The organism is Ruminococcus sp. HUN007, from assembly GCF_000712055.1.
In the GTDB taxonomy this organism is placed as follows: domain Bacteria; phylum Bacillota; class Clostridia; order Oscillospirales; family Ruminococcaceae; genus HUN007.
On the sequence record NZ_JOOA01000002.1, the window covers coordinates 656,179 to 670,916 of the forward strand.

At 41.3% G+C, this 14,738-nt stretch carries 10 protein-coding genes; 1 reads left to right on the top strand and 9 read right to left on the bottom strand.

All coding sequences use genetic code 11. The annotated features are described in order from the left end of the window. Positions 1 to 3 precede the first annotated feature (3 nt). The 4 genes from CC97_RS07070 to CC97_RS07085 form a co-directional block, all read right to left on the bottom strand. Positions 4 to 1,986, bottom strand: a complete 1,983-nt coding sequence (locus tag CC97_RS07070) for a toprim domain-containing protein (protein WP_044974398.1) — start codon at positions 1,984 to 1,986, stop codon at positions 4 to 6. A 24-nt stretch (positions 1,987 to 2,010) separates the two neighbouring features. Further along, positions 2,011 to 2,976 (bottom strand): 50S ribosomal protein L11 methyltransferase, encoded by a 966-nt coding sequence (prmA, locus tag CC97_RS07075; RefSeq protein WP_044974399.1) that lies wholly within the window; start codon positions 2,974 to 2,976, stop codon positions 2,011 to 2,013. Positions 2,977 to 3,217: 241 nt separating this feature from the next. After that, a complete protein-coding gene (locus CC97_RS07080; RefSeq protein WP_044974400.1) occupies positions 3,218 to 5,008 on the bottom strand; it encodes an SH3 domain-containing protein in 1,791 nt (596 codons plus the stop codon). Positions 5,009 to 5,465: 457 nt separating this feature from the next. Beyond that, positions 5,466 to 6,515 (bottom strand): DUF5620 domain-containing protein, encoded by a 1,050-nt coding sequence (locus CC97_RS07085; protein WP_044974401.1) that lies wholly within the window; start codon positions 6,513 to 6,515, stop codon positions 5,466 to 5,468. A gap of 407 nt (positions 6,516 to 6,922) precedes the next feature. Between CC97_RS07085 and CC97_RS07090 the strand changes: the two genes are divergently transcribed. Continuing rightward, entirely contained in the window at positions 6,923 to 7,336 is a 414-nt protein-coding gene (locus tag CC97_RS07090) for a hypothetical protein (RefSeq protein ID WP_242848150.1), read from the top strand. Here the strand turns inward: CC97_RS07090 and CC97_RS07095 are convergent. The 5 genes from CC97_RS07095 to CC97_RS07115 all read right to left on the bottom strand — a co-directional run bounded on the left by CC97_RS07095 (position 7,319) and on the right by CC97_RS07115 (position 14,469). Then, entirely contained in the window at positions 7,319 to 7,561 is a 243-nt protein-coding gene (locus CC97_RS07095) for a hypothetical protein (protein ID WP_044974402.1), read from the bottom strand. The two genes, CC97_RS07090 and CC97_RS07095, sit on opposite strands and share 18 nt — an antisense overlap. Positions 7,562 to 7,629: 68 nt before the next feature. Beyond that, a complete protein-coding gene (locus CC97_RS07100) occupies positions 7,630 to 8,739 on the bottom strand; it encodes a hypothetical protein (protein ID WP_044974403.1) in 1,110 nt (369 codons plus the stop codon). 13 nt (positions 8,740 to 8,752) lie between these two features. Continuing rightward, positions 8,753 to 11,053: a dynamin family protein gene (locus CC97_RS07105; protein WP_044974404.1), complete on the bottom strand. Its 2,301-nt coding sequence runs from the start codon at positions 11,051 to 11,053 to the stop codon at positions 8,753 to 8,755. Then, a complete protein-coding gene (locus CC97_RS07110; protein ID WP_044974405.1) occupies positions 11,028 to 13,352 on the bottom strand; it encodes a dynamin family protein in 2,325 nt (774 codons plus the stop codon). The genes CC97_RS07105 and CC97_RS07110 overlap by 26 nt, the downstream gene beginning before the upstream one ends. Before the next feature lie 187 nt (positions 13,353 to 13,539). Next, positions 13,540 to 14,469: a hypothetical protein gene (locus CC97_RS07115; RefSeq protein WP_044974406.1), complete on the bottom strand. Its 930-nt coding sequence runs from the start codon at positions 14,467 to 14,469 to the stop codon at positions 13,540 to 13,542. Positions 14,470 to 14,738 lie beyond the last annotated feature (269 nt).

A 14,738-nucleotide genomic window follows, 5' to 3' on the forward strand; every position in this document is an offset into this window, starting at 1 on the left:
CAGTTATGAAATATCAGCCATTTCAAGATAATCTCCGCCGAACTCGGAAATGTAATCCTTACGGCCCTGAAGATTATCGCCAAGAAGAAGGTCAAACATGTTCGCAGTTGCTTCCATTTCGTCCCTTGTAACCTTTATAAGTCTTCTTGTGTCAGGGTTCATGGTAGTCAGAGCCATCATTTCAGGTTCGTTTTCGCCAAGACCTTTTGAACGCTGAAGAGTATATTTCTTATCGCCAAGCTTTTCAAGTATTCTTGTCTTTTCCTTTTCGGTGTAGGCAAAGTACGTCTTGTCCTTTGTCGTAATCTCGAAAAGCGGTGATTCAGCTATATAGACAAATCCTTCGTCGATAAGCGTAGGAGTCAGTCTGTAGAGCATTGTGAGAATAAGAGTTCTTATCTGGTATCCGTCCACATCGGCATCGGTACAGATAACGACCTTGTTCCATCTGAGATTTTCGAGACTGAATGATGAAAGATCCTTGTTTGCCTTGGTGTTTACTTCGACACCGCAGCCCAGAACCTTGATTATGTCAGTGATGATCTCGTTCTTGAATATCTTGCTGTAGTCAGCCTTAAGACAGTTGAGTATCTTGCCTCGTACCGGGATGATAGCCTGGAATTCAGCCTCCCTGGCAAGCTTAACGGCACCAAGAGCCGAGTCACCCTCCACTATGTAGAGCTCACGTCTTGAAACATCCTTGGTACGGCAGTCAACAAATTTCTGTACCATGTTTGAAAGGTCGATGGTACCTGCCAGCTTTTTCTTTATGTTAAGACGGGTCTTTTCAGCATTTTCACGGCTGCGCTTGTTTATCATGATCTGCTCGCAGATCTTAAGCGCCTCGTCCGGATTTTCGAGGAAGTAGACCTCGATCTGATGCTTCAGGAATTCCGTCATGGCTTCGTAGATAAATTTGTTGTTTATAGCCTTCTTGGTCTGGTTCTCGTATGATGTCTGTGTCGAGAACGATGATGAAACGAGAACAAGACAGTCTTCAATATCAACGAAAGTGATCTTGCCTTCGTTCTTGAGATATTTACCGTTCTGTTTCAGATAAGTGTCTATCTGTGAAACAAAGGCCTGCTTAACTGCCTTTTCCGGTGAACCGCCGTATTCAAGATAACTTGAATTGTGGTAGTACTCCAGTTTCTTTATCTTGTTTGAAAAAGCAAAGGCAACTGAAAGACGAACCTTGTAATCCGGCTTGTCAGCTCTGTCACGGCCTTCACGTTCACACTGCCAGTACTGGATACTGGTAAGTGCATCTTCACCGACTGTTTCCTTAAGATAGTCGGTTATACCGTTTTCGTAAATGAAATTTTCTTCCTCAAAAGTACCGTCTTCATTTTCAGTACGGAAAATGAAAAGAAGATTAGGGTTTACAACAGCCTGTCTTTTGAGTATATCTCTGAAAAAGTCATCTGAGATATCTATCTCGGTAAATACTTCAAGGTCAGGACGCCATCTGGTCTTTGTACCGGTGTTCTTTCCCTTGTACTCTTCCTTTTTAAGTCCGCCTACATTGTCGCCCTTTTCAAAATGAAGCGAGTATTTGTATCCGTCACGGAGAACCTCGACATCCATGAACTCGGATGAGAACTGCGTAGCGCAGAGACCAAGGCCGTTAAGGCCGAGTGAATATTCGTAGGTATCGCTTTCCGTACCGTACTTGCCTCCGGCATAGAGCTCACAGTAGACAAGTTCCCAGTTGAAGCGGTCTTCTGTTTTGTTGTAGTCAACAGGACATCCGCGTCCGAAGTCCTCAACTTCAAAAACGTTGTCCTTAAATTTTGTGATGATGATCCTGTCACCGTAACCGGCACGGGCTTCATCTATAGAGTTGGATATGACTTCGAAAACCGAGTGTTCACATCCGTCTATACCATCCGAGCCGAAGATTACCGCAGGTCTTTTTCTTACCTTGTCGGCGCCTTTGAGCATCGTGATACTGTCATTACCGTATCCAGCAGTTTTCTTTGACATCTTTATCCTTCTTTAAATATCAGATTATTTTTTTCTGAGCATTACTGCTGCCCAGTCGCTTTCCTCGCAGGCCTTGATTATTTCAAAACCTGCACCGGTAACTGCATCAGTTACCTCTTCCTTGCGTTCGTCTATAATGCCTGAGATTATGAGTATTCCGTCAGGCTTTAAGAATTTATAGAAATGATCCTTCATACCGATGAGGATATCTGCGACAATGTTTGCCGTTATTATGTCGTAGCCATCACCTATACGGGCTGTAAGTTCGTCGTCTTTTATAATATTTCCGCAGTATGCTGTGTACTTTGCGGTATCGATATGGTTTTTCTCAGCGTTTTCCACTGCTATCTTGACTGCATTTTCCTCAACGTCAACTGCCACGGCACTTTCAGCACCTAAAAGCATTGCTGCGATCGAAAGGATACCGCTTCCGCAGCCAAGGTCAAGTACTTTTTTCCCTGTAACGTCAAGCCCGTCAAGGAATTCAAGACAGAGCTTTGTAGTGTAGTGCTGACCGCTTCCGAAACTTGAAGCAGGATCTATTTCGAGGATCGTACGGTCTGTTTCACCGATGTTTTCCCACGAAGGCTTTACAAGCAGCCTTTTTCCTATCTCCATAGGCTTGAAGTACTGCTTCCAGTTATTAGCCCAGTCCTCTTCCTTTACGTTCTTCATTTCTGTTTCCAGTCTTCCGTAAAGGCCTTCACTGTCGTTTGCCTTCATTTCAGCAAGCATAGACTTTATCGAAAGAAGCATTTCAGCACCCTGACTGTTTTCAGGAAGATATACTGTTACCGTAGTTTCACACTCAGCAAGCTGCATAAGGTCATCTTCAAGATAATCCCAGTTGCCTTCCTTGTTCTGAAGAAATTCTTTAAAATCATTTGCATCTTTTATGGCAAATCCTCTGATACCGATATCCATAAGTCCGGATGTCACAAGGTCTATTCCTTCGGTGGTTGTAAAAATATCAAGTTCTGTCCAGTTCATGATAGAATCCTCCCTTAAAACACTCAATTCTTAATATACCACAAAAATGAAAAGTTGTAAAGTGGAATTATTGTGAATGTAACGTTCTTTTTTCCTTTTCGCTCTGATTATACATAAAAAATGCCCTGACAGACTGGTGTGTCAAGTCTGTCAGGGCATTAATACCTGATTAACTTTTTTTAATGTGCAGAACGCTTATTAACTGTTTTCTTACCTTGGCTTTAGAAAGAATCATTTTTCGCTATTTTCTGTTTGCAAACATATCCTTCATAACTGCGAGATCAGTAAGTGTTACTGACCCGTCTGAATTGACATCTGCTTCCTCATAGAGAATATTCGTTTTTTTCCCTTCAAAATGCTCTTTCAGTATCACGTAGTCCAGTACGTTAATAAAATTATTACCGTCAACATCGCCTTTAAGAACGCCTGTTCCTTCTGACTGAGGCTTCATTACAGCCGGTCCTGACATTGCTGTTCCAAGAACGGTTTCCGGCGGAATTTTCACCGGTTCTTCCTTTTCCTCATTTTCAGCAGCCGAATGTTCCTCCGGCTGACTTATAACCGGCTGAGGCTCTTCCGATACTTCCGGAATGTCCTGTTTATCATCCTCAGGTACTACATAGTCAAGGCATATCCAGCCTTTTCTGTTTTTATATTCAATCATTCCCCATCTGCCGTTTTCATCTTCACCGAACACTTCAACAGATGTTCCCAGCGGAAGAACACAGATTATTTCATTTTCTGTTCCCGGACCTGTACGGAAATTCAAAGCATCACTTGTTTTGCATTTAATTTTCTGAAATACTGAAGCTACAGTTTCTGCCGTTGTCACCGTCGTGGTTAACGGCGGTTCAGTGGCCGTTGTCACCGTTGTCGTTACCGGCGGTTCGGTAGTCGTTGTCACCGTTGTCGTTACCGGCGGCTCGGTAGTCGTTGTCACCGTTGTCGTTACCGGCGGTTCAGTGGTCGTTGTCACCGTTGTCGTTACCGGCGGTTCAGTGATCGTTGTCACCGTTGTCGTTACCGGCGGTTCAGTGATCGTTGTCACTGTTGTTGTCACAGGTGCTTTTTCAGTAACTTTTACCGTAGTCACTGGCGCTGCTGTTACTTCTGTTTCCTTTGCATCGTTATTCCCTGCCGGCTCGGTAACAAGTGTTACTGCCGGTTTATCCTCACCGCTGTACGGAAGAGCGTACTCAAGACATATCCACGCTGGTGCTTCATCATAAATAATCATTCCCCAGCATCCTGAAATACCCTTGACATCCACCCTGGCTCCGCTGAAAAGTCCTCCCAGGCGCTCCGATGCTGAATCAGGATGTTTTCTTACATTAAGGATGTCAGCAGTAGTTATGTATTTTCCGGGATCAAAATTATACTGAAGTTCAGGCAGAACCTGAGTTGTATATTTTGATTCAAACACCTTGATACAGGTATTTCCCTTATGATCATACTGTTTAAAAACATCTGTATTTCTGTATCCGCCCGGATCGAATGAAATGATCCTGTTGTTTTCAATTCTGTCTACAGCCACCCAGTGTCCTGAATTCAGTACATCTATTATGACGAGTTTTCCTTCATCACAGTACTTTTTTATAGCATGAAATCTTTCTTCGTAAGGAAGATTCTGTTTCAGATATTCTGTTTTTACATATCTGAATCCCGGAGCAACTTTACTTACTCTGTCCCAGAAAATATCCCCTTCGGGACCAAATCCTCCGAACTGGCTCATTAGTCTGCAGAAAACACCCGGATCAAAACCGGTTCCTTTGAAATTTCCGGCTTTGGCTACCAGAAACGCAAGAGAAGTAGCTGCACATCCGCTTCCGCGCATATTATATCCGCTTTTGCCAAGATGGATATCCCCCCATCTGTCATCGAACTGTTTCCATTTTCTGAAACTGTCAATATCTGATTCAGCCCATACTACAGAAATATCACCTGCAGGTACAGGACATGACGCGACAGCTACCAGACAGGCCGCTGTAAAAGACAGAAACCTGAGACTTCCCCTTTTAAATAATCCCTTCATAATATCTTACCCCTTTAATAATCCTAAGGAAACGCTGATCGAATCGGGAATCCGGCGATGCCGGATTCCCGGAAGTGGTATCTGCAGGGGTTAGCCCCGGACCCCCACGCTGATCTATGAATAAATCAGCGTTTCCCTAAATTTAATCTGTATCATTATTCCCATAAAATGTTACAAATCTGTTTCAAGTCCCTATTACATTATAATTGATTTGACGGAAAGTGTCAATGAAACGTAATATTTTTTGTTTATATTCACATAAGATTGAGGGGCTCTTTGTTATCTCATAAGTATATTATATTTTTCAAGGGGTTAACCAGAATTTTTTTTAATTTTTTATAAATAAATCAGCGCTTACTTAGAAAACAAAATCAGCACAATCAGCCGGCGTATTTACGTCAGCAGGTTGTACTGATCATTTTCTTCTGATTAAAATATCATACGGTACGCCGGCACATTACCCTGCCAGTGCGTATTCAACACAGATCTCCTTTACTGTCACTTCAGGAAGACTGCAGCGCTCAAGTGTGAACCTGAAACTGCCTGACATATCGGCATTTATTCTTACTACATCAGGAAGCACCCAGGTAACTTCCGTTTCATTTTTTTCAGAATTTACTATAAGTCCGACACTTTCACAGATTCCTCCGCGGAAATCGCCCGAATCAACACCGATCCTTCCTTTCAGTTCTGAAACCGGAGCTGTTCCTTCGAACTTAAATGTGACAGAACTCGGGACCTGATATGATTCCAGTACTGAAGGGATCTCGACTGCAACTGTATTATCCGGCTCAGAAGGTTTCAGCACCTTGCCGATCGCCGTGCTTTTTTCGCCGTCACAAGGTATCAGTTTAACTGTTCTTTTGTGACACACGACCTTGTCAAGGACAATTTTGTCAACATTACTCCACCAGTATCCGAAAAGCAGAGAGCCCTTCGGAACTGTAACATAGTCCTTTATCTCTTCAGGTATTTCCCATGTAACTGTTCCGAAGCTGTCAGCTCTGACAGAAAAATCCTCCGGAGTCTGATACCATATGTTATCTGTCTTTGCTTCGCACTTGTTATCAACAGAAATACCGAATCCGCCCTTTACTTCACCAAGCGATGATACCTGATCAGCAGAATGATAGTAGAATGTGAAACTGTCAATCATATCTCCGGTATCAGCAAACTTTGTAAGATCCATCTTGTAGGTTTTTCTGCTGTTCTTATCAAGAGTTTCACCGATATCTGTAATTTCAGTTTCAGTTTCTGAAACGACCATCTTCAATGGACTTTCATGAGGCGGTTCTGTTTCAGGCTGCTTTGTCACGGAATTTACATCCCAGTTTTCAGTGAATTCTTCCGCATTTGTCGTCCGTGTTACTTCAGCTGTTTTTTCATTATTATCGTTCGAACCATTTTTACCGATAACAAAAAGAACAAGCGCCACAAGTAAAACTCCAAGTATAAGGAAAACAATTAGATATATTGTAAGTTTTCCTTTTGATTTATCTTCATTCACTATGTTTTCTCCTCGAATTTGCCTCTTTGCCGTTATTGAAAAAAAACATTTTTTGTGTTATCATTATCATATACAGGAAACTAAATCTGCCTGCTGTTTTAAGCTCAGCAGATTTGGGAAAACACTGATCAAACCGGCGTTTTCCTGGTTTTCTGTGTGAATCAACTGAAAGGAGAATGACTGTATTCAGTCATCCGGGAAACTCTGATATATACAAGCACATAAAACGGAAGAAAATCCGCAAAGTACAGGTTTATCAGTATTCCCCCTGGTTTTCGTTAATGCATCATATCAGCTATAAAGTGGCACTTGGAGGAATAATATCCTCGCTGTGCCTGATCTGTATGTTTCTCACCGGAGTATTTCCGGTACTCTATATTACTCTGCCGATGATAGCAGGAGTACTCATGATGATAATGTCCGCAGAGATATCACCATCATGGGCTTATCTTACTTTCATGGCTACCGGACTGCTTGCCTTGTTCGTTACATTTGACAAGGAAGCGGCTCTGCTTTACATTCTGCTGTTCGGACATTACCCTGTAACAAAACAGTTCATTGACAGGCTTAAACCTTTTGCAGTAAGGCTTTTCGTAAAACTTTTCATCTTTAATGCGTGCATTCTGTCAGAATTCTACATAACTGCAGAAATTCTCGGCATGACTGAATTCTACGATGAAATATACGCCAAAGGAAAGACATACGCACTCCTGATTATGCTGCTTATCAACTTTGTATGCTTTACATACGACTTCAGCTTAAACGGAGTGCTTGATATCTACTTAAAACGTATAAAACCCAAATTACTCGCCGGCAGGTAATTCCAGATCAGTACTGCTGACTTTTTCAATATAATCATTTACTTTTCTTCTGAGAAGCGCTGCATACAGCAGCGCTTTTTTTATTTCGCCTCTGATAACAAAATGATCAGTAACTTCAGCAATACGGTCTATGTGCTTAATTTCCTTTTCAAGTTCTTCGCCTTTTCCGGAAAGAATAAGAAGCCCGCTTTTGTAAAAAAACAGTGTCCGCCTTAAGCATGTCATTAGCCTTGAAAACAGTCCTGTTGATCACTTCTGCTGTGATCTTTTCTGATATTTCCACTGTAATCACCTTATTCCTTATTGTCGATCATTTTCTGAACTGCCCTGATTCTGGAAACCGCAATGCTGTGCAGCAGATTAGGAAGCTGACGATGAAAATAATCATCAACAACAATGGTAAACTCAGTTATAACGTTATTCCTGTTGAGCACTTCCTTATATTCGAGTTCCGTCTTACCGGAAGCCAGCTTTTTATGGTCCGCAAATACCTTGTCGAAAAGAGCGACAGCATATTTTCTTATCATGTCACTTTCTTCATCAAGTCTGAAACTCAGAAGTTCTGAAATATAGTCAAGATAGAATTCGCTTATCTCTGACGGAATATCAGACCCGTTGCTTAAATACATATCCTTGAAATCAAGTACAAAAGAACCGATTATATCATCCGTATCAATAGGGAGTGAACCGAATTCAAAAAGCTTCAGGTAACGTGAAAACTCAGTCGGATTATTTATTGAAAAATAATGCTCATATGTTCTTTCAAGAAAAGTCTTGAAATGAATATCAAACCTGTTGTCAACACGATATTTTGCGCCTTTGAGTTCTTTTCTGTACTTGCTTTTTATGTATCTCAGGTTATCAGGCTTTATTGTGAAAAATCCGGTTTTCTCTGTTCCTGCTGCATATTCGTATATCTCGACACCGTAGTTTCCGAATTCGCGGTAGGCTTCTTCGATTATTCTCTGAGATCTTTCAATGTCTGTATATCCTGCACGTCTCTTTTCATTGTACAGTACAACATCAACATCTGCATTCTTTGCAGATCCGACTGTCTTCTCAATGAGATAGCGCAGATTTTCCTTTTTGTACGGGAAATCAGCAAAAATAACAGATTTTCCGATCCTTATTTTTTCCTGATCTGCAAAAGCAGACTTGAGATCGATACCTGATACCGGAAATTCAACTATTCTGCCTTCCGGTACCTTTGAAGTATAAACCAGGACCCTTTTCTCATCTGTAATTACGTTTTCAACATTTGAATTGATAAATACATAGCTAACATTTATCCTCAGAGAATTTGAATCTATAAGATGTCCCTCAGGCATAAGCTCCTGTGCAAAACGATATCTTATATCATCACCAAGGCAGATTATAAAATTATTGCAGCTTATATTCTTCATCAGTTATTCTCCTTCAGATCGCAATTTTATCGCTGCCGGAAGTACAGTTGAGTGATCTCTTCAGTTCTTCGATCCTGTAGTAGAGTGACTTGATCGTACCGATCTGTCTGTTGATATTCTTTATCTTTTCATTCTTCTCGTCATTTGACAGCGACAGCTGGAACCTGAGAGCATCGATATTCTTGTTGATAAGATCAAATCTTCTTTCAAGATCATTATGAAGTATTTCATCAAGCTTGATCCTGAATTCTTCTGAAAATCTGTCTATAGCCTCAGCAGCAAGGGTCGAATATGAATTTGTGCCCTCATTATAGAATGATTCGATGTACATTTTTTTCTTCAGATACAGAGCAACGTTTTCACGTATGTATCTGTTCTTGAAGCCTTCACGCTTTTCGTCAAGCTGTTTGTGAAGTTCTGAAAGAATCGAACTCTTGAGATGTATTTCCTCATTAAGTTCGCCGCTCGGCTTTCCGTCGTATTCAATGGCATTGTACTCAAGTGTTTTCTGCCTGATCTGTTCTGAGTACTCAGCCAGACGCATTTCGACTTCCTTCTTCCAGGCGCGTGTTTCAGTGTCATCGATATATTCTGTTGTTTCAGTGATCTTCTTCTTTCTGAAAAGTCCGAACAGGCTGAAACGAGGTTTTTCCTCGGTAGCATAGACTCTTTTTACCTTCGGTTTTTCGAGTCCGTTTTCATACTGCTGCTTTTCTTCCTTTATGAGGTTTAGGTCATTATAGATCTTTTCGCGTTCCTTTTCGATTTTCAGAGCCTTTGTATACTGAGCCGTGAGCTCATCCAGCTCTGCCTGCATCGCATTTATCTCGACACATGTCTTGTTAACGCTTTTCTGATACTGTTCGATACCAAGTTCAAATGAATTCTCGGTCTGATTATAGCGGCAGTCAGGACAAATATTGAATTCATATTCTGAAATGTATATCCTTACTGACTCTGCAACGTCCGGAAGATATTTTCCTACAGCATTTGTAATGTCATTGACAAGTTTTTCCTTGAATTCAAATGTAGCGGCACTTACACCGTTGTTAATGATCGAAGGAAGACTCTTTTCAAGCTCAATAAGGTCTTCGGTCGTCTGGAAAGTCTGAAGATTTGCGATCTGACGGCCCTTGAAAAGTCTAACCTTGGTAAGTGTGAATTCAAGAACGTTCTTCAGATTCTGATCAATATCAGCATTGATCCTTGATTTCAGCTTGTCCATCTTGCTTTCTGTTTCAGTGATCTTCGCTGAAAGCTCATCGATGATCTGCTGCGCATCACTGTTGTCAACAGCTGAATCATAAATAGCCGATTCTAGTTCAAGATTCTTAAGTGTTTCATCGATCATCTTGGATGCTCTTGAAATAGGCGTAATAAGGCTGTTCTTTGCCTTGTCACCTTCAGTTATGAAATTCCAGAGTCCGTCTTCAAACTCTTCCATTCTCGACATTTTAAGAAGTCTGGCTTTGTCTTCATCGGAAACGGAAGTACGGCCGCGGTATGAAAGATTCTCGTGTGATCTTGCAACCAGTGCCTGATATGCTGAAATACACCAGAATTCAGGAATATCCGTTGCATCAGGGAATATTCTCCCGAAATTCTTGAGCATATTTTCTGCAACTTTTTCATATGATTCATTTTCGTTATTCTTGATCTGATCGATCTTGTTGAGTACGAATATGATCTTGTCCGCTTTCGTTCTGATCTGACTTAGAAACTCAAATTCAGACTGTCCGCCCGGACGGTCTGCACTGAACATGAAAAGACAGACATTTGACTTCATTATCTGGGCTTCAGTGATCTCGCGGTGTCCGTCAGCAGTACCGTTAAGACCAGGAGTATCGACAAGAGTGATGTTGCCGTCGAGGAACGGGGAATCAAGGAACAGATCCAGATGATTTACCGTTGCTGCAACAGGTATGTCACTTCTTGTACTTACATACTTGGAAATAACGTCAGTTTCTATGCTGTCAATATCCTCTGAGGTACCGTCCGCATAGTAAACACAGCCCTTCTGGTGATTATCTGCCTTGTTCTTGTGCCTGAGGCATGTAACTGTGGCAGTGGTCTCATCAGAATACGAAGGAAGGATCTTCTCGCCCATAAGCGCATTGAGAAATGTAGATTTACCAACGCTGAACTCACCGACGATAACAATCGAGAATTCTTCCTTCTGAAGCATATCAATAAAGTCAGCTATTATCTTTTCTTCAGCTGTATATCCGTTTTCAGAGTAAAATCTGAGTATATCTTTCAGAACGAGACCGGTTTCTGTTCGTTTGTCTTCAAACTGCGATAGATGTTTGTTCATAATCCAATTCCACCTTAAGTTCGTTATACATTTCTTCGATCTTCGTAATTTCAGCCTTCTTATTTTTGAACCTGTTCTGTATATCTATAAGGTTTCCGTTTATGATCTCGTCAAGAACACTGTTCTTTTCCGAGAGTCTCTTTTCAAATTCGTTCTTGATATATCCTTTGACCAGTTCTGAGTTTGATGCTACGTCTGAAACAAGCGATTCCTTAAACAGTTTTGTGATGGAATTATCGCCCTCGAAAAGATATGCTTCAATATCCTGTCTGAGCTGCTTCTTGCGGAGCGTGAAGTACTCGGTTTCGAGACGTTCCTCAAACATGAGAAGCTCGTCCTTCTTGGCTGCGATCTCGTGGTTGAGAATATCCATTTTTCTTGAATAGGATGCCTGTTCCTTGTCATGAAGTTCGATTTTTTCTTCGAGTGTGCATTTCTTTGACTCAAGGTTTGAAAGTTCACGGTTGATCGCTTCGCGCTCTTCGTCCGTACGTTCCTTGATCTCGCGTTTTTTCTTGTCCCAGGCAAGTCCCTTGGTATCGTCGTACTGCGGAACCTGTCTTGTGGATTTCTTCTTTCCTAAAATAAACTGGAAAAGACGTGCTATGCCCTTTCGGTCTTCTTCAAATTCCTCAACGATGTATCTTACATCTTCAACAGGTCTGTCGCCAAGGGCTGCTTCCTTCCGTCTCTGCTCGGCAGTAAGATCTTCCTTGTGCTTCTTCGCCGCATTGATATCAGCAAAAATCTTTTCGATCTCAAGCCTGTAGCCTTCGCGCTGCTTGTTGAAATCCTCAAGAAATTTCTTGTTGTTAACTGCAATCTGTTCAAGATTCTTTATGTCGTTCTTGATATTGTCCGCAGCAAGCTCCTTGTCGATAGCAGCTGAGATCTTAAGATCAGCATTGCTTCTGTCAGCCACACTGATGATGTCACCGTACTCATCTATACGTGCAAGTATGGTCTTGTAAACAAGCTGGAAGCAGTTTTCCTTCTTGTAGTCAAGTTCAAGCTGATAATCATCGATGAGTTTCTGAAGCATCTGTTTGTAAACATTTGTTTCGACCTTCTGTTCAAAAGTGCTGTAGTCACTTTCGCTGTTGATGCTGTTGGAAATGGATTCATAGATCCTGCTTATGCTTTCATCGATATCACTGTTCAGGATTCTCTTGTTTTCGTCAAACAGATGAACTATAAGTTCATAAAGCTGTTCAAGAACAGCGTCCTGATTTCTGTTCATCTCGATCTTCTGCTGCTTGATCTGACTGATATCCTTGAAAGCACGGTCCTTGAGGATCTTGTTTTCGATCTCGGACTGTTTCTTTTTGGATACCATCAGAATGTATTCCATGAGATTCATTACAGTATAACAGTTAGTGATATATCTGTTTCTCTGGAAGTTAACGTCGTTAAAAATAGACGTGAGTATTTTCTCGAATTCAGCGTAATTTGATTCTTCAAGAATCTGTTCACGTTCACTCTCTGAAATATCACGGAAGTCATCTTCGTAAAGGCGCTTTATTTCCGTATCCTTGCCTGCAAGAGCCTTGAGTGCAGACATACCGCAGTAATAAGTGATTATTCTTCTGTCAGTCTGTGAAAGGACGAAACGCTCAATGTTCTCCTTTATTCCGGCGATCTTTGTCTCAGGATACTCACCCTCAAACGCATTCAGCTCGTCTATGAAATTATAGATGAAGATAAATGTGTTCTGATAATTGGATATGTACTTTATAAAGTCGATATCCGTCTGGGCAACACCGCGTTTCGGGAAAAGATAGATGCATGAATGTGCCTGCTTTATCTCTTCAATCGTCAGTTCCCTGTGCTTGTCAGCAAGACCGTTAAGACCCGGAGTATCTACAATGACCAGTTCATCGTCGACATCAAGAAAATCGATGTAAATATCAACGCTTCGTACTTCAGCTACAACATCGATCTCAGACTGCGTGGTGGTGTACTTCTCAAGTTCAGAGAGTCTGTCAAGATCTTCAACTGTACCGTCTGCAAAAGTAATTGTGCATGTGCCGACCCTGCTGTCATCAGACTTCACATTGTGAATATATGTAAGTGCAGCGGTAGTTTCAAGGGTCGCATGCTTAAGCAGATCCCTGCCGACTATTGCATTGATGAAAGTCGACTTGCCGGCGCTGAATTCTCCCACTACGGCGATTTTGAATTCATTCTGGTCAATGCGGTCTTCCAGTGTATCAATAGTGTCTTTTATATTTGCACCGTCATATATTACTGAATATGACTTCAGAAGATCAAGCTTCTGCTTTAAATCACTGTTCTGCATGATATAAAATCACCCTCTTTTCATGTAAATTAGATCTCGTAAAATTCCCGTTAAATATAATTATAACTCATTAATTTATAATAACATTTTTTATGTAATTTGTCAACAATAATAAAGACCCAATAAGCATGATTTTTTAATGAAATAACAAAAAAGGGACTGTTTAAATGCAGTCCCTTGAAAAATTTCAGCCCTTTATAACAGAAACAAACTCGTTCATATCTTCTTCAAGACTGAAAAGTATATCGTAATAATCTCTTACTCCTGAAGACAGGAGTTTCTTTACACGCGTGCCAAGTTTATCCACAGCTTCCGTGATCCTTACTGCGAGACGGTCGATGTCATAATCTGTTTCACCGCAGAAATTGATCAGCTTACCCCGCTTGTCATAACCCTTTTTGGATACTCCGAAAAATTTCTTTGCAAGCGAAGGGTCATATCTGTTGAATGCAAACAGAAGTCCGACACAGTCAGAAAGCATTTCTTCCCAGATTATATTCTTATAGTCTGAAAACAGTCTGCGCATAATGAATCTTGCACATGAACTGTAGATCTTTATCTTGACAGAAACATTGTCCCAGACAAATTTGTCAATACCGGCTTCAGAAGCAGTCAGACCGCAGTAACCGCCGCTGCCGATAAGGATTATCGAATCCTGGAAATTTTTCTTGTCATCGGTAAATCTCCTGAGTTCGTCTCTCCATGTGATCTTTTCGCTGCCTGCTTCAAGATAGCTGTTCATGTGCTCTTCAATACGCCGCCAGTTTGTGACGCCGAGTATCTCAGCACTTTCGATCTTTGAAGCGACTTCAGCCGGTTCTCCGGCAAAAGCCATTATCTGCAGAAAACGTTCAAAATCACTGCGTTCGTGAAGATAGACAATATCCACTCTTCCGGCAGGTGTGACTTCAGAGAAAAGTTTGTCATTGACATTTCCCTTGAACCCCGGCAGATCATCGGTCCTGATCTTTTCGTCGATCTCCTTTGGAATTTTTCCGTAACGGACTATGTCTGAATAGGCTACCGTTCCGGACATCCCCTTTTCAGGAGTCAGATAAAGCTGATTGTATCTGTGAGCCATTTCCCGCACCACAGACTGAGTTCCTTCTGTTCCCATAAAAATCCCTCCATGAATCACATCATAAGCCATCCTTGTCAATTATGATGTTAGAAAATAAATAAATTAATCCCCTTTCGTTACCGCGGGACTGGTCATTCTTCCAATCGCTGACACTCCACGCTTATAACTATAGTTATTATAGCACAGAATATGCGATGTGTCAATAAAAACAGACAAATTTCTTGAAATTATATGCGATTTATTCAAAAATCCATTTAAAAGACACAATTTAGGCCCAGATTATGGTATCAGAAGTTTATTTTAAG

Coding starts and splice junctions, on each gene's coding strand:
- CC97_RS07115 (WP_044974406.1), bottom strand. CDS start 14,469: ATGGGAACAGAAGGAACTCAGTCTGTGGTGCGGGAAATGGCTCACAGA.
- CC97_RS07100 (WP_044974403.1), bottom strand. CDS start 8,739: ATGAAGAATATAAGCTGCAATAATTTTATAATCTGCCTTGGTGATGAT.
- CC97_RS07110 (WP_044974405.1), bottom strand. CDS start 13,352: ATGCAGAACAGTGATTTAAAGCAGAAGCTTGATCTTCTGAAGTCATAT.
- CC97_RS07090 (WP_242848150.1), top strand. CDS start 6,923: ATGATGATAATGTCCGCAGAGATATCACCATCATGGGCTTATCTTACT.
- CC97_RS07095 (WP_044974402.1), bottom strand. CDS start 7,561: ATGACATGCTTAAGGCGGACACTGTTTTTTTACAAAAGCGGGCTTCTT.
- CC97_RS07105 (WP_044974404.1), bottom strand. CDS start 11,053: ATGAACAAACATCTATCGCAGTTTGAAGACAAACGAACAGAAACCGGT.
- prmA (WP_044974399.1), bottom strand. CDS start 2,976: ATGAACTGGACAGAACTTGATATTTTTACAACCACCGAAGGAATAGAC.
- CC97_RS07070 (WP_044974398.1), bottom strand. CDS start 1,986: ATGTCAAAGAAAACTGCTGGATACGGTAATGACAGTATCACGATGCTC.
- CC97_RS07080 (WP_044974400.1), bottom strand. CDS start 5,008: ATGAAGGGATTATTTAAAAGGGGAAGTCTCAGGTTTCTGTCTTTTACA.